Source organism: Kistimonas ophiarachnellae, assembly GCF_057552235.1.
Genome location: NZ_BAAJPA010000006.1, coordinates 187,692 through 208,802, shown reverse-complemented (window position 1 = coordinate 208,802; position 21,111 = coordinate 187,692). Strand labels below are relative to the sequence as shown.

The 21,111-nt window shown below is 50.9% G+C and carries 15 protein-coding genes; 10 read left to right on the top strand and 5 right to left on the bottom strand.

The features are described 5' to 3' along the window. Window positions 1–44: 44 nt before the first annotated feature. Window positions 45–1,298: a valine--pyruvate transaminase gene (locus tag AC27K1_RS09595; RefSeq protein ID WP_487150106.1), complete on the bottom strand. Its 1,254-nt coding sequence runs from the start codon at window positions 1,296–1,298 to the stop codon at window positions 45–47. Between the two features lie 187 nt (window positions 1,299–1,485). On the opposite strand from AC27K1_RS09595, the gene AC27K1_RS09590 reads away from it, so the two are divergent. The 3 genes from AC27K1_RS09590 (at window position 1,486) to AC27K1_RS09580 (ending at window position 4,336) form a co-directional block, all read left to right on the top strand. Beyond that, window positions 1,486–2,754, top strand: coding sequence for an alanine racemase (locus AC27K1_RS09590; protein WP_487150104.1), 1,269 nt, complete (start codon window positions 1,486–1,488; stop codon window positions 2,752–2,754). Between the two features lie 86 nt (window positions 2,755–2,840). Then, the gene (locus AC27K1_RS09585) at window positions 2,841–3,668 is read left to right on the top strand and encodes a hypothetical protein (RefSeq protein ID WP_487150103.1); all 828 of its coding nucleotides are present in this window, start codon (window positions 2,841–2,843) and stop codon (window positions 3,666–3,668) included. Window positions 3,669–3,736: 68 nt separating this feature from the next. After that, a complete protein-coding gene (locus tag AC27K1_RS09580) occupies window positions 3,737–4,336 on the top strand; it encodes a YiiX/YebB-like N1pC/P60 family cysteine hydrolase (RefSeq protein ID WP_487150101.1) in 600 nt (199 codons plus the stop codon). Window positions 4,337–4,416: 80 nt separating this feature from the next. On the opposite strand, the gene AC27K1_RS09575 is transcribed toward AC27K1_RS09580, so the two are convergent. After that, window positions 4,417–5,676 (bottom strand): cation:proton antiporter, encoded by a 1,260-nt coding sequence (locus tag AC27K1_RS09575; protein WP_487150099.1) that lies wholly within the window; start codon window positions 5,674–5,676, stop codon window positions 4,417–4,419. Between the two features lie 636 nt (window positions 5,677–6,312). Here AC27K1_RS09575 and AC27K1_RS09570 point away from each other — a divergent pair. The 3 genes from AC27K1_RS09570 to AC27K1_RS09560 are packed head-to-tail and all read left to right on the top strand — an operon-like array spanning window position 6,313 to window position 8,923. After that, on the top strand, window positions 6,313–7,122 hold the full coding sequence (locus AC27K1_RS09570; RefSeq protein ID WP_487150097.1) for a transporter substrate-binding domain-containing protein: 810 nt from the start codon (window positions 6,313–6,315) through the stop codon (window positions 7,120–7,122). A gap of 48 nt (window positions 7,123–7,170) precedes the next feature. Continuing rightward, on the top strand, window positions 7,171–8,196 hold the full coding sequence (locus AC27K1_RS09565; protein ID WP_487150096.1) for an amino acid ABC transporter permease: 1,026 nt from the start codon (window positions 7,171–7,173) through the stop codon (window positions 8,194–8,196). Next, complete coding sequence (locus AC27K1_RS09560; RefSeq protein WP_487150094.1) at window positions 8,180–8,923, top strand: amino acid ABC transporter ATP-binding protein; 744 nt, start codon at window positions 8,180–8,182, stop codon at window positions 8,921–8,923. The genes AC27K1_RS09565 and AC27K1_RS09560 overlap by 17 nt, the downstream gene beginning before the upstream one ends. A gap of 129 nt (window positions 8,924–9,052) precedes the next feature. On the opposite strand, the gene AC27K1_RS09555 is transcribed toward AC27K1_RS09560, so the two are convergent. Then, window positions 9,053–11,458, bottom strand: a complete 2,406-nt coding sequence (locus AC27K1_RS09555; protein ID WP_487150092.1) for a hypothetical protein — start codon at window positions 11,456–11,458, stop codon at window positions 9,053–9,055. A 530-nt stretch (window positions 11,459–11,988) separates the two neighbouring features. Here AC27K1_RS09555 and AC27K1_RS09550 point away from each other — a divergent pair. Both AC27K1_RS09550 and AC27K1_RS09545 read left to right on the top strand, forming a co-directional pair. Next, a complete protein-coding gene (locus AC27K1_RS09550) occupies window positions 11,989–13,047 on the top strand; it encodes a hypothetical protein (RefSeq protein ID WP_487150091.1) in 1,059 nt (352 codons plus the stop codon). 359 nt (window positions 13,048–13,406) lie between these two features. Next, window positions 13,407–13,658, top strand: a complete 252-nt coding sequence (locus AC27K1_RS09545) for a YkgJ family cysteine cluster protein (RefSeq protein ID WP_487150268.1) — start codon at window positions 13,407–13,409, stop codon at window positions 13,656–13,658. A 22-nt stretch (window positions 13,659–13,680) separates the two neighbouring features. On the opposite strand, the gene AC27K1_RS09540 is transcribed toward AC27K1_RS09545, so the two are convergent. Continuing rightward, window positions 13,681–14,190 carry a MaoC family dehydratase gene (locus tag AC27K1_RS09540; protein ID WP_487150089.1) on the bottom strand — a complete coding sequence of 170 codons (510 nt, stop codon included), beginning with the start codon at window positions 14,188–14,190 and terminating at the stop codon, window positions 13,681–13,683. Beyond that, a complete protein-coding gene (locus tag AC27K1_RS09535) occupies window positions 14,111–15,124 on the bottom strand; it encodes a lysophospholipase (protein ID WP_487150088.1) in 1,014 nt (337 codons plus the stop codon). The genes AC27K1_RS09540 and AC27K1_RS09535 overlap by 80 nt, the downstream gene beginning before the upstream one ends. Window positions 15,125–15,315: 191 nt before the next feature. On the opposite strand from AC27K1_RS09535, the gene AC27K1_RS09530 reads away from it, so the two are divergent. Together AC27K1_RS09530 and hrpA are read left to right on the top strand one after the other, a co-directional pair. Continuing rightward, on the top strand, window positions 15,316–17,013 hold the full coding sequence (locus AC27K1_RS09530; RefSeq protein WP_487150087.1) for an AMP-binding protein: 1,698 nt from the start codon (window positions 15,316–15,318) through the stop codon (window positions 17,011–17,013). 103 nt (window positions 17,014–17,116) lie between these two features. Next, on the top strand, window positions 17,117–21,010 hold the full coding sequence (gene hrpA, locus AC27K1_RS09525; RefSeq protein ID WP_487150085.1) for an ATP-dependent RNA helicase HrpA: 3,894 nt from the start codon (window positions 17,117–17,119) through the stop codon (window positions 21,008–21,010). Window positions 21,011–21,111: the final 101 nt, after the last annotated feature.

Sequence of the window (21,111 nt, the reverse complement as noted above, 5' to 3'; positions counted from 1 at the left end):
AGGCCTGTCCCTGACGGTGAGGCACAGGCCTGTTTATTTAATGGTCAGCTGTTGTACAGTTGCCGCACTTCGTCAGCAATAATGGCCAGGCCTTTTTTGACGGTTTCCACGTCACGGGTATAGGTGATGCGCAGGCATTCGTGACTGTGTTGCCAGCCACTTTCAATGCCCGGGAAGAAGTAATGCCCGGAAACGACCAGTACGCCACGCTGCTTCAGACGCTCATAAAGTTCAAGGCTGCTGATGGGCAGATCCTTGAACCACAACCACAGGAACATGGCGCCTTCCGGTTTATGCATGTACCAGGGCAGGTCCCCCATCACTTCCTTGAGGTAACCGGTTGCCATCTCCATTCGCTCTCGGTACCAGGGGCGAATATGCTGGTTGCTCAGTGTCATGATGCTGTCGTCACGCACCATGTCGAGAGCCAGCAGGGCGCCGATGCTGTTCGGCGCCAGGCTGATGATGGCATTCATATTGGTGATGGCGGTGATGACTTCCTCACTGGCGATGACAATCCCCGTGCGTGTGGCGGGTAATCCCAGCTTTGACAGGCTAAGGCACAGGATGATGTGTTCATCCCAGTAAGGGGTCGCTTCGGTGAAAATCAGGTTCGGGAAAGGCAGGCCGTAGGCGCCGTCAATGATCAGCGGGATATCATGCTGTTTGGCCAGTGCGTCCAGGTGTTCAATCTCGCCGTCAGTCAAAACATTTCCGGTAGGATTGGTCGGTCTGGATACACACAGTGCGGCAGTATCGGAAGAGAGATTCAGCGCATCGAAATTGACACGATACTTGAAGGTATGATCATCAATGAATTCGAATTCCGGCTTTTCCGCCGCGAAGATATCCTGCTCAATACCGCTGTCGGCATAACCGATATATTCAGGCGCCAACGGCAGCTGGATGCGACGGTGCAGTCCCTGGCTGTCTTTGCCCGCAAACATATTGAATAGCATGAAGAAGGCCGACTGACTGCCGTGCGTCAGACAGATATTGCGTTCTGTCAGGTTCCAGCCAAACCGTCGCTTGAGCATGGCGGCCAGTTCACGCAGAAAATCCTTTTCGCCTGTCGGCGGATCATAGGTACCGATAAAACGGGTGAATTCTTTCTGACTGTCGAGAATACGACCCAGCCGTTGACGAAAGACGGCTTCCACTTCCGGCAGGTGCGCGGGATTGCCGCCGCCCATCATGATGATATCGTCGTTACCGGCCAGCGCATTGCCCAGGTCATCCATTAGGGAGAGAATGCCCGAGTGTCCCGTGAATTGCTTGCCGAAGGCGGAAAGCTTCATACCTACCTCATCTGTGCCGGTGAATACGATGGTTGACTATATTACAGCCTGATTCCACTTTTTAGTACGGGCTTTTCAAGGGCTAAGGTGCAGGAATATTGCATTGCGCGGGTGCGCCTGTATTTATAATGTAGTACGATCGTACTCCATTAAAATAATTACAGATTGATTGCAGGCAGGACTCGGGATGCTCTGGTTGTTTGTTGCTGTTGTGGTAGTCGTGGTAATCCTCTGGCCCAGGAACCGGGGTAAGCCCTATGACCATTATTTTTCTGCATTGAACCAGCTGGTGCGTCAGCAGATGCCGGGGTGTCCGGTGTTGATGGTTGATCTGGATCGAGTGGATCATAACCTTGAGCGGGTCAAGGCCCACCTGGGGGATACGTCACAGGTCCGCATTGCCGCCAAGTCGCTGCCGTCACCGGAACTGATTCGTTATTTGCTCGACAGGCTCGGCAGTCATCGCTTGATGACGTTCCACCTCCCGTTTTTGTTGCAACAGTTTCGTCACTTTCCGGGCAGTGATTTTCTTGTCGGCAAACCCTTTCCCGTTACCGCGGTCAGGACGTTTCTCCGCAATCTCTCTGATGAAGAAAAGGAGAGAATCGCGCAAGTGCAGTGGCTTATTGATACCCCGGCGCGTTTACAGCAGTACCTTCTTCTGGCGGAAGAGCAAAAACTGCAATTCCGGATCAATGTCGAAATTGATGTAGGACTGCATCGTGGTGGTATCCAGACGCTGGAAGCGCTTGACCAGATCATGGCGTTGATCGGTGATCATCCCGGGTCCCTCGTTTTTTCCGGTTTCATGGGCTATGACGCCCACCTGGCCAAGGCGCCGGCGTTGCCCTGGAAGCAGGCAGAAGCGCGCCAGAAGGCAAGGGCGGATGCGATGGGAATCTACCAGCGTTTTGTGAACCATCTGCGAGAGGCCTGGCCTGACGCTTACCGGGAGGATCTCTGCTTTAACGGTGCCGGGAGTATGACCTATCAGTTGTATCCGGAAGGTAACCAGGGTTGCCTGAATGACCTCACCATCGGCTCATCGTTTGTGAAGCCCACGGACTTTGACTTGCCGACCCTGGCAGACCATCAGCCGGGCATGTATATCGCCACACCTGTGCTTAAAAAACTGGATGGACTGTTGATTCCGTTCCTTGAGCGATTTGCACCCTGGCTGGCAAAACTCAATGTGAACTGGAAAAAAGCCTTTTTTGTCTATGGTGGCTGGTGGAAGGCTGTACCTTATGCCCCGCAGGGATTACGCAATAATGGCATCTATGGCCGCAGTACCAACCAGGAGATGCTGACTGCTTCAGGTTCCACCGGTCTGGATGTCGACGATACTGTTTTTCTCCGCCCTACCCAGAGTGAAAGGGTCATGCTGCAGTTCGGCGGTATTCGGGTAGTACGTGGTAATGAAGCCGTGGGTTTCTGGTCTGTATTTAAAGAATAACCGCTCTCACGAGCTTCATCTGATGCTTCTGTCGCGATGCCTTTGGCCGATAACAGCGTTACATCGCTATTGTCAGGGCCTGCGTCATGGATCGCGTCATTGCAAAAGCATCAGGCTATGTGCCGGAGCCAATGTCACTGGCCAACCGGGTTCGGAAATGTCAGCCGGTTTCGGCATTGGCTGGACGGCGTCTTTCACTTCAAACAACGGGAAGTTTGCAGAAAGGACTGGCTGCGATTTGCCGTGAACGTTTAAACGCCCATCCCAACCTTGCAGCCGTGTATGCGGATCTTGCCTTAATCGCTTCTGGTTTGGTCAGGCTCCACAGCTATTGTGGATTGTCTGTCGTCAGGCATGGCCTGTTTAAGCGTTTGTCGAATGCTGATATTGAGCAGGCAGTCGCTTTTCTTAACGAACCGCCGTTGCAATTATGTCATTCGGCACTGACCGCTATTCCTGCCTTGCCGACGAGTCTGACGGTTGCTTATTTCAATGAAGCGTTATCACTTGAGGCCGACAGTGAGCCGGACTGTTTGTTGAGTGATTTATATAACGCAGGCCTCTTTGCGGACGACTGCGTGACACTGTCACGCTATGACCAGGTAATGACTAAGCTGAGCCACTGGCAAACGCAACGCCAGTCAGCCGATCCGGCATGTATCGTCCAGTATCTTGAGCAGCTCGGAGGGTATCTCTGTGAACCCTGTGCTGTCTCTGGCGTTCAGCGGTTACAGCGCAAACTGCAGGATGCGGTTTCATACTGGCGTTTAGGGCAGAGTCTGAATCCGGGCTTCTTCAGGGTGAAGTTATCTGGGGCTCCGGGGCTTGAGTCTTCACTGTCGGTGATTGGTGGGCATGTGTATCGCAGCCAGCAGGAGGCATCGTTTCCCTGGGCGCTGAAGGAGAACGGCTGATTCGATATTGCTCTGTTTTGCCTATACTCACCCGCATCCGTTGGTGAACTGTCTTGTTCTGGCTTGCTATGACCTCACAGATAACCTTGTTACAACCCGGCGACCTGCTGTTCCAGCAACGGCCGGGGATCGCCAGTTGCGGTGAAGCGATACGGCAGGTGTGTACCGGTATTGATGGTTATCTGATTGATCATGTGGGACTTTACGTGGATTCGGGCCATGTCATTGAGGCTGTCAGTCCGCTGGTACATTGCATCCCGGTCAAGGATTTTCTTGCCGGTTCGGTGACGGATGCTACCGGTAATCCAAAAGTACTGGCCTGTCGGTTAAAACCACAATGGCAGTCATGTATTCCCCGTGCGATCCGAAAAGCGAGTGAATGGGTGGGCATGCCCTATAACAGGGATTATGGGCAGAGGAAGGATTCCTATTACTGCAGCGAGTTAATTGTGGATGCTTTTTGTCATGCCAACGATGGAGCTTACCTGTTTGAGGAAACACCAATGAACTTTCTGGATCCGGAAACCGGCGAGTTGCTGGATTTCTGGGTCAGGTATTACCGGGATATGGGACGTGACGTGCCCCAGGGGGAACCGGGCTCCCATCCTGCCCAGTTGTCCCGGGCGGAATGCCTGGTGCCGTTAGTCCGCTTTGGATGTTTTTCCTGACCAGCGCTGGCAGGCGTTAGCGGTGGCCAGGAAAGGATTCAGGTAATGCCTGTCATTTCATCAGCTCGCCGTTTTTTTAATTATTTGGCAGTGCTTTTGAGTTTGAGAAATGTCATCAGGCGTCCAATGGTTGTGCCCTGCACCAGCAGGGAGAACAGGATCACGGCCAGAGTCATATGAATGATCGCACCCCGTTCCGGCATATCGACGGGAATGGAGAGCATCAGGGCAACCGGGACCACGCCCCGTAAACCGCCCCAGAACATGATGGCCTTGGTTTTGTTATCCACCGGTGAACTTTTCGGCAGCCGGTTGCTGATCGGCAGCAGCAGGTATACCATCAGGAAGCGTGCAAACAGCACTATGGCAATGGTCAGTATCAGAAAAGGCACGTTTTCGTAGAGTCGGTCCATATCCCTGAACAGGAAATCTTCCTGCATGCCCAGCAACAGGAAAATAAAGCTGTTGGCGACAAAGGCCATGAATTCCCAGTAAGGCCCCAGGTATTCCTGTACCGGTTCTGATAACACCTTCCGTGACCAGGTGCGGGTGACGATTCCCGCGGCGATGGTGGACATGACGCCCGACATGCCGAACACGTGATCCGCAATGATAAAGCTGGCGTAGGCAAGGATGGTGGTCAGGGATATCTGAACATAAGGGATCGCGTGGCCAAGGCGCAGCAGGAACAGCATGGCAATACCCAGGATGGCGCCCACGGCAATGCCGCCAAAAAAGACCCGGCAAAAATCCCAGATGGCGAAGAAGGCGGTGTCCAGGCCGAACCCCTGGCCGGTTTGCAGTACGGCCATGACAATGCCGAACATGACAATGGCCGTGGCGTCATTGAACAGGCTTTCCGCATCCATGAGCAGCGCCATGCGTTCGGGGGCGCCGACTTCCTTGAACAGCGCAATCACGGCGACCGGGTCGGTGGCGGAAATCAGTGCGCCAAACAGTAAGGCGCCAGCCATTGTCATCGGAGTGAAATTGCCGATCAGGCTCGCCACGACCACGGTGGACAAAACAACACCGACCACCGCCAGTATCAGCACCGGCACCAGTTCCCTGACCAGCATGGGAAGCTTGATGTTGATGGCGGCATCGTAAATCAGCACGGGCAGCATGACATACATGATCAGGTCGTGTGTCAGCTCGACCTGCAGCACCGGCGCCAGGAAATCCGAGTACTTGGCCAGTATGCCCAGTGCCATGCCGATCACGACAAGGCCTATGGTGTAGGGGACTCTCAGGAACTTCAGCCAGATGGCAGAAGCTGTCGTCAACATGAACAGACCCGTAAAAATCAACACCGGCAATGCCAGGTCGGTTTGATGCATGGCTAACCTCTATATTTCAGGAAGAACGTATGCCATTTGACAGTGGACCCTCAGGCCCGGTTACTGAATCGGCAAGCGTCAAATGCATAGGAGTAACAGATAGCAGCTGAGTATTGTTTTTCGGACGATGGGTTACCAGGGGGGTTGCCGGGAAGGCGTGGCCCTGGGTGGAAAAACATGCTCAGTAATGGGTAAACCCAGGACCGCAAAGACTGGAAGAACCTGTCAGTACACTGTAACCATACGGGGGTTTAAATTAAAGCAACAATCACGAACATCTATCGTCAGGAGCAACAATTTTTCTTTTGCGGCAAATAGATTTCCCTGGTGATCGAACGGAGGAACCTGCATTTATATCCTTTCAATGAGTTCCCCTGATTTTTTTCTATGCTGCGACGTTACTGGTCTTATAGCGTTTCTATCAGTCTGAAAACCCTGTTAAAGATCGTACGAAAGAGCGGATGCTTTTCTCCTGGGCCTGAATATTGCTGTGTAAACGGTCTGTATTTATACGTATGCATCAGTACAATGTTGGCCTGACCGGGTGACTAATGAATGTCAGTTGTCGTCTGCGTGGGGGAGCGCAGGCAGGGCACAGGTCTCGGTATTAAAGAACAAAAATGACGGAGTGAGACAATGAGAAAAATCGCGTTAATGCTGAGCATGCTGGTCGCCATGATGGGCAATGCCTGGGCGTCCAGCAACAGTCTGTGGGAGCAGTCGGCGCTTAACCGCATCATGAAAGAAGGGAAACTGCGGGTTGGCCTGGATTCCGGTTACATGCCGTTTGAAATGACGAGCAAAGATGGCAAGTACATCGGCTTTGATGTCGATTTCGCCAAGCAGATGGCCAAGGCCATGGGGGTTGAGCTGGAAATCGTCAATACCGCCTGGGATGGCATCATTCCTGCGCTGATGACGGACAAGTTCGATATCATCATGTCCGGTATGACGGTGACGGCTGAGCGTAACCTGCAGGTGAACTTTGTTGATCCTTACATCGTCGTTGGTCAGACCATCCTGCTGCGCAAGGGGCTGGAAGGCGAGATCAAGAGCTACAAGGATCTGAATGATCCCAAGTACAAGGTTATTTCCAAGCTGGGTACGACCGGTGATTACGCCATCAAGAAATACATGCCTAAAGCCGAACTGCGCTTGTTTGAAACCGAGGCAGATGGCGCTTTGGAAGTCGTCAATGGTCGTGCGGACGCGTTCGTCTACGATCTGCCTTACAACGCGATTTATGCATCACAAAATGGTGCAAATCTGGTTCACCTTGATCAGCCTTTCACCTATGAGCCCCTGGGCTGGGCTATCCGCAAGGGTGATCCGGATTTCACCAACTGGCTGAATAACTTCCTCCGCCAGGCCCGTGGTGACGGTACTTACGACAAGATCTACAACCGCTGGTTCGCAAACTCTGACTGGCAGGACAAGCTCAAATAAGTCCTGAATGTTCGCCACACCCTGTCCTGAACGGGCGCAGGGTGTGGAGTGACCGATCACTATAACCAGGAGAGTTTCAACCCGGTGTTTGGAAGTAAACCCGTGACGGGCCGGCCGAAACAGATGGAAAAACAGCCCAACCAGCTTCTATGGAACCTGGTGTTTGTGGGCATCGTGTTTCTGACGGGCCTGGGTATCTACAAGTCAAGTCAGTCCATAGACTACATCTGGCGCTGGGAGCGCATTCCGCAATACCTCTTTTATCAGGCCCAGGAAGACTATATTGCCGAATTTGACGGCGTCGTTGAGCTGGGTGAAAACGGCGTTGTACAACTGGTGTCTGACAATGATCCGGATACCGTGCAGACGGTCATGCAGCCCCAGTTACTCTTGGCCGACGACGGGGACCTGGTGTTTGAAGGTGACAGCTTTGCTGCCATCACTTACTGGGAAGCTGGGCCGCTGGTGGACGGCATGGTGATGACACTGCAGTTGTCGCTGGTATCCATTGTACTGGCGATCATTATTGGCACGGTTGCCGGCTTGTTCCGTATATCCAACAACCCGGCGTTGAAAAAACTGGCCATCCTGTATATCGAGCTGGTCAGGGGAACCCCCCTGCTGGTGCAGATTTTCCTGGTCTACTTCTTTCTTGGTTCTGTGCTGGATATGGAGCGGTTTACCGCCGGGGTGATCGCTTTGTCAGTATTTACCGGCGCCTATATTGCCGAGATTGTCCGGGCTGGCATTGAATCAATTCCCAGGGGACAAATGGAAGCCGCCCGCAGCCTCGGGATGGGCTGGCATCAATCCATGCGCTACGTGATTCTGCCCCAGGCTTTCAAACGTGTTTTGCCGCCACTGGCGGGGCAGTTTATCAACCTGATCAAGGATTCTTCACTGGTTTCAGTCATTTCCATCACGGATCTGACCAAGGCCGGGCGGGAAGTGGTCAGCTCAACCTTCAGCCCGTTTGAAGTGTGGTTCAGTGTGGCGCTCTGTTACCTGATTCTGACCGGTGTGTTAAGCCTGCTGGTGCGTAAACTGGAAGTGAGGTATGCCGTCGGTGACTGATTACATTATTCGTGCAACAGGTGTCGAGAAAATATACCCCAACGGGGTGCATGCCCTGAAACAGGTGTCAGCGGATATCACTGAAGGTGAAGTAGTGGTTATTGTGGGGCCCAGCGGCTCAGGAAAATCCACCTTTCTGCGTACACTGAATCAGCTGGAAACCATTAACGATGGTGAAATCGTTGTCGACAGTATCTCTCTGACTACCCCCGGTGATGTTAACGCCTTACGGGAAGAAGTTGGGATGGTGTTCCAATCGTTCAATCTTTTCCCGCATCTCACTGTACTCGACAATATCTGCCTCGCGCCGCAAAAAGTCAGAAAGATCAGCCGGGCTGAGGCGGAAGAACGCGCCAAGGCACTGTTGCTGAAGGTTGGCTTAAGTGAGAAAGCTGACAGTTATCCCCCGCAGTTATCAGGAGGCCAGCAGCAGCGAGTAGCGATTGCCCGTGCGCTGGCCATGCAACCCAGGATCATGCTCTTTGACGAGCCAACCAGTGCGCTGGATCCGGAGATGGTCGGCGAAGTGCTGGATGTCATGAAAGATCTGGCAAAGTCGGGTATGACAATGGTTGTCGTTACCCATGAGATGGGTTTTGCCCGGGAAGTGGCGGACAGGGTGATGTTTATGGAATCTGGTGAGTTACTTGAGGATAGCAAGCCGGATGATTTTTTTGATAATCCACAGGCGGAACGGTTGCAGGCTTTCCTCCAACAGGTGATTTAAATTTGTATTGATAAAGGGCGTTAACTTTAAGGTGTATAGCTCTATTCATACAGAGAGCTGTACACCATGCTTATCTTGGGATGCCTGTTTTTATTTGTTGGTCAGGATCACGGGCTCATACGTTGATACTTAGTGTTTTACCGGAATGCCTGTTCTGTGGTCAGGATCGGACGCGTTAGGTTTATTGTTGTTAATGAGCAAAGTCAGTTCATTTCTGAAGAATTCCTCCTTACCACGAATGACTTTGATCTCAATCCCGGCTTTCTCGGCCTGATCAAGTTGTTCCAGTAGTTTTCTTAACTGGGCAGGTTGTCCTGCCAGTTTCATTATATCTGACATAACCTCCCCCGCGTTCGTATAGTGTTCGCCTTTGAGCCGATCGGTTATCTTGTCCACAATAAATTCTGCTGTAATTGTTGCTGGTGGCGTCTTAAGCGTATTTTTATCTTGTTGTATTGGCACATACTCCTTCTCTCCAGAAGAATCTTTGAAGTCAGAATCGACCGGTTTTTCTTTTATTGGCTTGGGTGGTATGTCTGGTTTTTGATGTTGTTTCTGGGGCAGATTTGCAGGCTTTTTGGGCAGCGGAGGCTTACTTTTGGGTGATAAAATGCTAACGCCATCGTTCCCCCTAGTTGGCATGGTTGTTTCTTTAGTGCTGCGCAGTGTTAACTCTTTCGGCTTTTCTGGAGGTACAGGTTTTGACTTGAATTCAGGTTCAGCCTGATGAATGTCTGTTTTTTGGAATTCTTGTGCTTTTAAAGTCTTTAGGTTTACTGATTCTTCAGGCTGTTTCGTCAATACGGGGTTTGGTTTAAGTGCAGGTTTAGGCTTAAGCGCAGGTTTGGACTGACGAGTGTTTTGTCGTTGGTTTGCTTGGGTTTTTATACTGCTCTGATGTGTTGATTCATCTGGTTTTTTGAGATGTTCAGCGTTTTGTTTGTCTGAAGGCTGATCGTGCAGGGGGGCTGTTTTGGTTGTCGTCTGTGGTTTTGTACGCCCTTTAAGTGCCAATCCCTTAGGTCTTGGATTTGGGGCCGGTTTTTCAGATTTTGCTGTAGTGGTTTGCTGATCATTTGCAGTGGTTTTGTTTGTCACATCTGCCTGATCTGCAGTTTCATTTGTATCAGGTTCAAGTTTACTGAACCTTCCTGATGTTCTCCATGCCTGAGCCTTTGTTGATGACTTTGCTGCAAGTTCTCTTAAAATGGAATGTGGCAGATGGGTTTCAAGAGTGACTTCATTCACCGGCGCGCTATGTGCTTCTGGAGCGTTTTTGATGGAGTCGTCCATAACACCCAGCCTGTCATCTGTTCTTTGTGAATTGTCACTACTTTCCTGAGTTCTTTTCGATGAAACTCCGTTGTCAGGTTTTTTAATGTGTTCTTCAAAGACGTCTGCATGCTCTGGTTTATCATCCTCGGCAGTCCAACTGTCAATGACACTATTGAGGTAAGCAGTAAATGCTGTAGTTTTGTTGTCATCTGATGCACTGAATTCAGGAACGAGAGTGGTTAGTATTTTGCAGATGTTATTATGTCGATTTTCTGCTTTTCTTATAATGTTATCGATGATTATTTTTTCTTCATAGCTGTGTCTTTCCATACCGTATAATTTATATTTTTTTTCGTTTAATTGGTTTTTAATATATTTGTTGATTGTTTCTTTGGCTGCTTCAGATAAACGGGTGGATGAATTGTTTGTTTCTTTATTATGATGGCTGGTTGTATGCTTTAATATGCTTGCCATGAGTTGTTTGTCACTGCTGTCGGCAAATTCTTTATATTTTTCGTCTGACCAGCCAACATCTAACGGGATTTCAATTTTAATTTGAGATGAATAGGTCTTATCGGGATTAGCTATTCGTTCCTGTATTGTGGCAATCAGCTCTGCTGCGATGACGGGAGGGTTAGGGGAGCCATTGATTGCTGCAAGGGCTGGTTGGAGTTGTAGATTTGCTTTTTCTTCAGTGTAACGCTCCATCAGCGTGTTTAGAAAATTCCTCATTTGCAAGTCATTGATCTTATGTTTGAGATATAAGTTTGCAGCGAAATAAGCTTTTGGTCCAATATCTTTTATTTTCTCAAATTTTGTGTTTTTTATAGTGTCGAGTAGTTTTGTGAATCCATCATTTTGTTTGAATGTGCTTTTCATGCTGTTCCAGTCTTTTTCGTTCTTCTTTTTTAATATTTTGATTTTTTGGTTAATGCTGTTTTTGTTGGTTATTAATTTTCTGAAGTCGTCTTCATTACGTAATGGCGTTGTCTCATGATTTTCAGGCCTTAAAAGGGCTGCATATTCTGGGTTATGGGGGGCAGGTTTGGATGTGTCAGGTATCGGTTGGCATCGATACTCCATAAGCGATTTATGCGCCAGTTGCTCCTGACCTGGTATTGGATTTTTCTTAACTTCAATAATTGTGACTGTTCGGTTTTTTTGTCTGACCGTCTTATTCTTTTCTGAGGGTTTTAAGGCAGATATGGCCTGATTGACGAGATTTGCCAAACGTGCTTGAGGTGTGAGTTTTGTCCCCAATGTGCTATCTCCCTGGATATTTCCTTATCCTTTTAGTCTAGCAGTGGGGGGTATTATTAGTTGATGTGGCTCATTTCTAATGAAGGAGTGCTTTAACGGGTGTTTATCACAAAATGTAATGAGAAATAATGGTATGTATTACGTTATTATTACGCGCTAAATATCGGCTATGAGCATTTTTGTATCGCTGATCTGACTACGGGGCAAAAATCTTCAAAGCCTGTTTAAATCCACGTTTCAATTTATCGGGGTTCAAAAGCAGTTCCTGCAGATACTCCAAGCCTTTATGAAAAATACTTTCTGCTGGCCACGATGCTCCAAAACGTGTTTTGGCAATTCTTGATGGAGAAACAGACTGCTTTTTGAGCCCCTCCGCCTGACTACAGGACGCAGAGATATATTGATGCTTGCAAGTCTGAAATTGTTAGTACTGTTTACGAACAATCTATTTTAGTCAACAAAATCACCCTTTTGCTGTCAATTAATGGGAATAATTTAATGGTTATGCATGTCTAAAGATTTATCTGATTTTGGCTGAACTTAATAAAGGAAAGAGTGTTGTCATGATTTTACGGAGTGCATCTTCAAAAGGTGCGGGTCAGAGTACCCAGGTTGGGGACGATCCTGCCAACCAACGAGCTGTATCAATGGGGTCGTCAGCTCGAGTGGTTGAACCCTTACAGAATCCAAGGGAATTATTTGCAGTTGAAAGCAATGTTTCAGATATCAGTACTATTCCAATATTACAAGAAGAGGATATCCCTGTTTCCGTGTCACCAGTAACGCAATCCTTATCAAAGCCTTTGTCGTCTTTGTCCGAAAGATCGGCAGTCACAGATGAAGCATCATTTCAGGCTGGCGGTTCAGACTTGCCGAAAAGATCCGGGATACCGGTTCAGATGACCCCCGGGCAAGTATCGAATCCTGAATATCAAGCTTCATGCAGCGGGGTGTCACAGGTTGGTGATCATGATTCAACTTTTCCTATACCAGATGCTTTAAATCCTTTAATGGCAAGCGAAATTCATGATCTTATATTAATGATGAATTGTCAGGATGATATCTTAAAGGATACGCTTGATAAATATCTTAGTTTATTAAAAGATAAGTGTGGTGAAAATGAATATTTACAGATTGCAAGAGTCAAATTCAGACATGCTGGAGATCAAATAGAAGATGATGGTGTGTGCAAGGGTTATAAAGATGCAATAAGCTCCATGATTAAAAATTATTCTAATCGTCGTTCCTCAGCCAGGCTTAAAATAAAGAAAAATAAAAAGTTTGAAGAGTTGGTAAAAAAAATAAAAAATATAAAGAATGCTTTAGATCTTTCAAAGAAAAAACAGGAAGACTTAGTAAGGAGCTTGCATTCAGCGATATACCACCTCAGGCAATTCAATTACTGCAAGAGCTACAAACACTCACTGAAGCTGTGCAAGAGGATGACGACTAAATCTCAGTTAATACTGAATATAGTAATATCTTCATTAAGAAAATATGAATTTACATTTTCTGATAGGAATGTATTGAAAACCATAGTGTTTTTTTATGACGGCTGTCTGACAGCAATTGCCAGGGATGACTATTGAGTCTTTTTGGTGAACAAGGGCATCAGGTTGCGCAATAGATAGACGTAAAATCCGTGAATGATCTTGGATATCCCTGGTTAAGAATAAATGTAGAAAATCAGACCAGGCGCTGCTCAGCCTGATTCACAGCATAGATGACTATCCTTCAGGTTCGATCAGCCAGAAGGATACCGGGTGTGTGAATGTGCATGCGGGTTATAGCCTGCGCCACTTCAGGGTCTTATCCCGGCGTGGTCATTCACCGTCCGGACAAGTGCGTCATTACGGGCGCCTATGAAGTGATAACCCGACAGGCATGACTTGACCTGTCGTTTGTCTTTTTCCGACAATAAATCCATTTTGAAAAGTAGCTACTCATGATGTTCTGTCGAGCCGGGTGCGGCGCCTGTTGTATTGCTCCTTCTATATCTACCGCGATTCCCGGCATGCCAAATGGCAAGCCGGCGGGTGAACGCTGTGTTCAACTGGATGATCAGAATCGCTGCCGGTTGTTTGGCAAGCCGGAGCGGCCTGCGGTTTGTGGGCAGTTTTCTGCCGATGAGTCGATTTGTGGTGCGAGTAACGCCAGCGCGATGGCGACGCTGATTCATCTTGAACAGCTGACAGCCTGAGCGGTCAGCTGTTTACAGCGGATTACATGCCTTCTATGGAGACATGGGGGAGATGAGCCCGCTCCACACAGACGTCTTCTGTGGCTGGCATGACTTCAGCGGTCCCTTTCACCACGGCCTTGCCATGCTGGTTGATGACATCCGTCCGGATCAGCGCCTTTTTCCGGCGTTCATTTTTCTCCAGCACTTCCAGCTCCACCGTCAGGGTGTCGCCGAGCCTAACCGGACGCAGGAATTTCAGCTCCTGGCCGCCATAAATACCGCCGGGGCCGGGCATGACCATGGCCAGCGCAGCGGAGATCAGGGAGCCGGTCCACATCCCATGGGCGATACGCTCGCCGAACTGGGTGCCGGCGGCAAAGGTTTCATCCAGGTGAACGGGGTTGTAGTCACCGGAGACCGTGGCGAACAGCACCAGGTCTCGTTCGGTCAGGGTACGGCGGTAGGTGGCCTTATCGCCGATCTTCAGTTGGTCGTACGGGGTGTTCCGCAGGGTCTGGTTTGGCTCTGGATTCGTGCTCTGCAGAGTCATCGCCTCGGGCTCCTTGTTGCAAACGGCCATCCAGCCAGGCAATCAGTTGCTGCTGGACTTCTTTGCTATTGGTTTCGTTAAACATTTCGTGTCGGCCACCGGGGTACAGCGCCAGTTCGACGTCCTGGATGCCGGCAGTCTTGAGTTTGTGACACAGCCTTTTCAGTCCTTTGCCGGCAGCACCCACAGGATCGCGATCGCCGCCCAGCACATAGAAGGGTAGACCGGAATCCAGTTTTTTCAGGGCAGAAACCGCGTTGATCGACAGGAGTCCGTCAAAGAGGTCAAGCCAGAGCTGGTTGGTACAGGAGAAGCCACAGAGCGGATCGCGGATGTAAGTATCCACTTCGTCTGCATTCCTGCTGAGCCAGTCAAAATCGGTACGCGTCGGTGCAAAGGACCGGTTGTATGCGCCGAACGTCAGGGCGTTGATCAGCGGGCTGGCGCCCCGGGGGCCCTGGCGAATGGCTTCAAAACGAGCCACCAGGCGACCCGCATGCAGCAGGGGGCGCGGCGCATAGTTGGAGGCCGAGAGTATACAGCCTGACAGCTGCGGGCGGTAGCCAATCAGGAACGCCTGGGTGATGAAACTGCCCATACTATGGCCCAGCATGAACACCGGGCGGCCCTGGCTGCGTTCACGGATGAAGCTGTAGACCGTCTGGACATCGCTCAGCACCCGGTCCCAGCCGCTGCTGTCCGCGTAATGGCCAATGTCGTCTTTGGAGGTTTCCGGGCCGTGGCCGCGGTGGTCGTGGGCGATTACGGTGTAACCGGCATCGTTGAGTGTCTGCGCCAGCCGGTCATAGCGGGCGGCATATTCCCCCATGCCATGGTTGATGATGACAAACCCTTTCGGGGTATCCAGGTGCCAGTAACAGGTGTTGATGGAGCGACCGTCCTGTGCCGGTAGGGCGAGAATCTGAGCCTGCATGTTGCGGTAAACCTTTTTATTGTTCAGCAATGGTTTGTATGGTTACAGCAGTTGCAGAAGATGACAATCCCACCGCTACCCGAATCCCATCAAAAATGATACCCTTCCGGCCGCAAAGCGGTCGGCCAAAGAGAACCGTTCAACGGACGACAACGGCATATAGTGCAACGCATGATCAGGAGCAAGACAGTATGAGTGAGAACTTCTGGAAGGATAAATATCCCGAAGGGATCCCCTCTGATATAGACATCGAACCCTACCGTTCCATCCTCGATGTGCTGGAGGAATCCCGGCAGAAGTTCGCTCACAAGCCCGCCTTCTCCAACCTGGGCAAAACCATTACCTACGGTGAGTTGTATGAGCTGAGCGGCCGGTTTGCCGCATGGCTCCAGAACGAGACCGATCTGCAGCCCGGTGACCGGATTGCCGTGCAGATGCCGAACCTGATTCAGTTTCCTGTCGCTGTGTTTGGCGCGCTGCGGGCGGGACTGATCGTCGTTAACACCAACCCGCTGTACACCGAGCGGGAAATGGAACACCAGTTTAATGATTCCGGCGCCAGGGCCCTGGTGATTCTGGCCAATATGGCCCATATGGCGGAGAAGGTGGTACCGCGTACCGGCATTCGCCATGTCGTGGTCACACAAGTCGGCGATATGTTGCCACTGCCCAAGCGTATACTGGTCAACAGTGTTGTGCGCTATGTGAAGAAAATGGTGCCTTCCTGGAACATTCCCGGCGCATTGGGTTTCAACGAAGTTCTGTCTGCAGGTAGCCGTTACGCGGTCAAGGATCACCAGGGTGATTCACAGGATGTCGCCATCCTGCAGTATACCGGCGGCACGACCGGAGTGGCGAAGGGCGCGATGCTGACCCACCACAATATCCTGGCCAACATGATGCAGGCCAAGGTGCTGATGGCCCATAACCTGGTGGATGGTCAGGAACTCATGGTCGCGCCACTGCCGCTGTACCATATTTATTCGTTCACCTTCCATTGCATGATCGGGATGATCACCGGTCAGCATAACCTGCTGATCACGAATCCCCGTGATTTGCCGGCATTCGTCAAGGAACTCCAGAAAGTCCGTTTCTCGGTGTTTGTCGGTTTGAACACCCTGTTTGTGGGTTTGATGAAAAACCCGGATTTCCTGCAGCTGGATTTCAAGCCTCTCAAGCTGACCCTTTCTGGTGGTATGGCATTGCAGTCGGATACCGCGAACCGCTGGGAAGAAATCACCGGGTGCGAGATCAATGAAGGCTATGGGATGACCGAAGCCTCACCGGTTGTCACCGTCAACCCGCTGGGCGCCAACAAGGTGGGCACTATTGGAATGCCTCTGCCGTCTACCGAATTGAAATTGATTGATGATAATGGGGCAGACCTGCCCATCGGTGAAATCGGCGAATTGTGTGTCCGTGGTCCCCAGGTGATGAAAGGTTACTGGGAACGTCCTGACGAAACGGCTAACACATTGACCGAGGATGGCTGGCTGAAGACCGGTGATATCGCCACCATTATGGACGACGGTTATGTGAAAATCGTTGACCGCAAGAAAGATATGATTGTGGTTTCCGGTTTTAACGTCTATCCCAATGAGCTGGAAGATGTGTTGTCGGCGCATCCCGATATTGTGCAGTGTGCCGCCATTGGCGTGCCGAACAGCAAGACCGGTGAAAGCATCAAGATGTTTGTCGTGTCGTCCAATCCGGAGCTGACCCAGGAAGCTGTCATTGCCTTTATCCGTGCCAGCGTGACTGGCTACAAGGTGCCGCGTCAGATCGAATTCCGGGATGAGCTGCCGGTGACCAACGTAGGAAAAATCCTGCGTCGTGAACTCCGTGACGAAGAACTGGCCAAGTTGAAACAGGCCAAGGCAGCAGAGTAATCGCCGTATGAAGAAGGCCGGGACGCTTGGGCGTGCCCGGCTTTTTTTATGGTGACTTTGCCCAAAGCAACGTGTTTTTGAACTGTTTGACTGAGAACCGCGCGTGACCAGAGAAGCTTCCTTTGATTTTCGTAAAGCCGTCAACCTGTGCATGATGAAGGATCGTCACCGGTTTCGTCGGCAGTGGCGTTCTCTGCGCGGTGGCGATGACGCCAGGCGTACACGACTGCAACAGGCCGTTGAGGTATCCATGCAGCGTGCTGAGCAACGGCGTCAGAATACGCCCAACGTCATGTATGACGATGCACTGCCCGTCGTACAAAAGAAAGACGCTATTGCTGAACTGATTCGGGATCATCAGGTCGTCATCGTGGCCGGTGAAACCGGCTCCGGTAAAACGACGCAGTTACCCAAAATTTGCCTGGAACTGGGGCGTGGCACGTTTGGCACGATCGGTCATACACAGCCCCGTCGTTTGGCGGCCCGTTCAGTGGCTTCCCGTATTGCGGAAGAATTGCAGGTTGAGCCGGGTTCACAGGTTGGCTACCAGGTGCGCTTTGCCGACCGAATCAGTGACCAAACCCAGGTCAAGCTGATGACGGATGGTATTCTGCTGGCTGAAATCCAGAATGACCGATTCCTGAACCAGTACGATACGCTGATTATCGACGAGGCCCATGAACGCAGCCTCAATATTGATTTTCTGCTGGGCTACCTGAAGTTATTGTTGCCGAAACGGCCTGATCTGAAATTAATCATTACGTCAGCCACTATTGATGTGGAACGTTTCTCTCGCCATTTTGATAATGCACCGGTGATTGAGGTTTCTGGTCGAACCTATCCGGTAGAGGTTTTGTATCGCCCGCTGGAAGACCTGGATATCGACGAGGATGGCGATCAGCTGCAATACCAGGGGATTCTCTCGGCAGTACGGGAAATTGAGGCGCTCGAGCGCAGCGGTAAGGGACGCAGGCTCGGTGATGTGCTGGTATTCCTGAGTGGTGAACGGGAAATCCGGGAAGCGGCCAAGTGCCTGCGCGATGCCAGGCTGGCCCATACGGAAATCCTGCCACTTTACGCCCGCCTGAGTGCTGCAGAGCAGAACCGCATTTTCCAGTCCCATGGCGGACGTCGTATTATTCTGTCGACCAATGTCGCTGAAACGTCGTTGACGGTGCCCGGTATCCACTATGTCATTGATCCGGGTTTTGCCCGGATTAGCCGCTACAGTGTGCGCTCCAAAGTTCAGCGTCTTCCGATTGAGGCGGTATCCCAGGCGTCAGCGAACCAGCGTAAGGGGCGTTGTGGCCGTATTGCCGATGGCATCTGTATTCGTCTTTACGATGAGCAGGATTTTCTTAATCGACCTGAATTCACTGATGCCGAGATTCTGCGGACCAACCTTGCTGCCGTTATCCTGCAAATGCTGAAAATGGGGCTGGGCGATGTTGCCCGTTTCCCCTTTGTTGATCGGCCTGACAACAAGGCTATCAACGACGGCTTCAAACTATTGCAGGAACTGGGCGCGGTAGACGGCAGCAACCAAATTACCCGTATTGGCCGCCAGCTGGCGGTATTGCCGATTGATCCGCGTATTGGGCGCATGTTGCTGGCTGCCCAAGATACCGGTGCAGTTCAGGAGTTGCTGGTCATTGCCAGTGCATTGAGCATCCAGGATCCCCGCGAACGACCGGCAGAGAAAAAGCAGGCAGCGGATCAGAAACATCGTGAGTTTTATGATGATAATTCCGATTTCCTGTCACTGCTGAATCTGTGGAAATGGTATGAGGAGCAGCGACAGGATTTATCGCAATCCCAGCTGCGCAAGCTCTGTAAACAACAATTCCTGAGTTTTATGCGGATGCGGGAATGGCGGGATATGCATCGCCAGTTGATGCTTAGCTGCAAAGACCTCCGGTTAACTGTGAATACTGATGAAGCCAGTTATGGTGCTATTCACAAGGCGCTGCTTGCTGGTTTGTTAAGTCATCTGGGTAATCGCCATGAAGAGGCTGATTATCTTGGCGCACGGAATCGGAAGTTCTGGATATTTCCGGGTTCTGCCCTGTTCAAGCGTAAGCCGAAGTGGGTGATGGCAGCAGAATTGGTGGAAACCTCTCGCCTCTATGCGCGCAGTGTCGCCAAAGTGGAGCCGGAATGGATTGAGCCTCTGGCAGGCAGTCTGGTCAAGCGAAACTACTTTGAGCCGCATTGGGAGAAAAAACGGGCGCAGGTTGTCGCTTATGAGCAGGTCACGTTATACGGCCTGGTGATTGTGGCGAGACGTAAGGTCAATTATGGTGCTATCGATCCCGTTATTTCCCGTGAGCTGTTTATCCGACAGGGGCTGGTGGAAGGCGGCTATGTAAGTCAGGCCGGATTTTATTCTCATAATAACAGCCTGATTGCCGAGGTTGAGGATCTCGAAGCCAAGTCACGACGGCAGGATATCCTGGTTGATCCGGAAACCCTGTTTGCCTTTTATGATGAGCGTATTCCTGAAGGCATTTGCAACGGCAGTAGTTTTGAAAAATGGCGTAAGATCGTCGAACGGGATAATGCACAGCTGCTCTATCTCACCAAAGACTACCTGATGCAGCATGATGCCGCGCACATTACCGAAGCCCAGTATCCGGATCGGCTGAAATGGCAGGGGCTGGCGTTGCCGCTTTCCTACCATTTTGCACCTGGTGAAACCGACGACGGCGTTACTGTGTCGGTACCGGTTTCATTGTTGCCCCAGTTGCCACGCGATCGACTGGAGTGGCTGGTGCCCGGCATGCTGCCTGACAAAGTCATTGCTTTGATTCGCTCATTACCCAAGCAGGTTCGCAAACACTTTGTACCGGTGCCGGATTATGCCCGTGCTGCACTGGAGGCACTGAATCCCTGTGATGAACCGCTGACATTATTGCTGGGTGAGAAACTGTTCCGCATGACCGGTAACCGCATTCCAGAGGACGCCTGGGATGCTGGCAAACTCGACGATCATTTCCGGATGAACATCCGGGTGCTGGACGACGATGGAAAAATGCTGGGGCAGGGACGTGATCTGTCCAGGCTGCGGGAGCAGTTTGCGGATCAGGCCCGGGAAGGGTTACGGGACAAGACGGATCGTGATATGGAACGCGAGGGGCTGACATCATGGAGTTTTGGTGATCTGCCTGAGGAAATGCAGCGCCAGCGTGGTGGTTTGCTGTTTCGATCGTATCCGGGCCTGGTGGATGAGAAGACTTCGGTTGCCCTGCGTCTGTTTGATAATCCCCAATCAGCGCAGCAGCAAACCCGTTTGGGTCTGGCTCGCCTGATTCAATTGGCATTGCCGGAACAAATGAAGTTCATGGCGAAGCAGTTGAAGCATTTCAACCGGATCACGTTGCTGGCGGTCAATGCTGTCGACAAGACAAGTCTGATGGATGATATCCAGCTGGCGGTGATTAATCAGGTTTACCTTCAGGATCCAGCCGTTTGGCCGCGTGATGAGGCGTCGTTCGACAAACTGGTTGACCAGGGACGTTCGGAGTTGATGTCGGTTGCCGAAGAAATGGAGCGCATGTTGCTGGCGATCTTTGAGAAATTCAATGCAATCAGTCGTCAGTTGAAAGGCAAAATCTCGTTCCAGCTGGCGCTTTCCATGGCGGACATCAAGCAGCAATTGGGTGGTTTGATCTACCGTGGCTTTTTGTCCCACACCCCCTGGGAATGGTTGCAGCAATATTCCCGCTATCTCACGGCGATAGAAATGCGGCTGGAGAAGCTGGTTGTCAACAGTAACCGTGATCGGGTTGAAACAGATCGATTGCAGGGATGGCGTGAAGTCTGGGAAGCCCGAAGGGCGGCATTGGATAAGCAGCATGTGGTCGATGAGAACCTCTGGTTGTATCGCTGGATGCTGGAGGAATACCGTGTCTCCGTCTTTGCCCAGACCCTGAAAACCCGAATGCCTGTGTCTGAGAAACGGTTGCGCAAGATTTGGGATGAGATCGCGCAGCCTTGAGTCTGGAGTACAAGTCCTCCGTACTGAGCATGGAGTTATTTATGTTCAGTCCGGGGGCTTGTTTTGACCTGGGGTCAGGCTTTTTTTTTTTGTGTGTGTGA

What these genes read in the sequence shown, in the direction of transcription:
- AC27K1_RS09595 (WP_487150106.1), bottom strand. Translation starts at nt 1,298, where the DNA reads ATGAAGCTTTCCGCCTTCGGCAAGCAATTCACGGGACACTCGGGCATT.
- AC27K1_RS09590 (WP_487150104.1), top strand. Translation starts at nt 1,486, where the DNA reads ATGCTCTGGTTGTTTGTTGCTGTTGTGGTAGTCGTGGTAATCCTCTGG.
- AC27K1_RS09585 (WP_487150103.1), top strand. Translation starts at nt 2,841, where the DNA reads ATGGATCGCGTCATTGCAAAAGCATCAGGCTATGTGCCGGAGCCAATG.
- AC27K1_RS09580 (WP_487150101.1), top strand. Translation starts at nt 3,737, where the DNA reads ATGACCTCACAGATAACCTTGTTACAACCCGGCGACCTGCTGTTCCAG.
- AC27K1_RS09575 (WP_487150099.1), bottom strand. Translation starts at nt 5,676, where the DNA reads ATGCATCAAACCGACCTGGCATTGCCGGTGTTGATTTTTACGGGTCTG.
- AC27K1_RS09570 (WP_487150097.1), top strand. Translation starts at nt 6,313, where the DNA reads ATGAGAAAAATCGCGTTAATGCTGAGCATGCTGGTCGCCATGATGGGC.
- AC27K1_RS09560 (WP_487150094.1), top strand. Translation starts at nt 8,180, where the DNA reads ATGCCGTCGGTGACTGATTACATTATTCGTGCAACAGGTGTCGAGAAA.
- AC27K1_RS09545 (WP_487150268.1), top strand. Translation starts at nt 13,407, where the DNA reads ATGTTCTGTCGAGCCGGGTGCGGCGCCTGTTGTATTGCTCCTTCTATA.
- AC27K1_RS09540 (WP_487150089.1), bottom strand. Translation starts at nt 14,190, where the DNA reads ATGACTCTGCAGAGCACGAATCCAGAGCCAAACCAGACCCTGCGGAAC.
- AC27K1_RS09535 (WP_487150088.1), bottom strand. Translation starts at nt 15,124, where the DNA reads ATGCAGGCTCAGATTCTCGCCCTACCGGCACAGGACGGTCGCTCCATC.
- AC27K1_RS09530 (WP_487150087.1), top strand. Translation starts at nt 15,316, where the DNA reads ATGAGTGAGAACTTCTGGAAGGATAAATATCCCGAAGGGATCCCCTCT.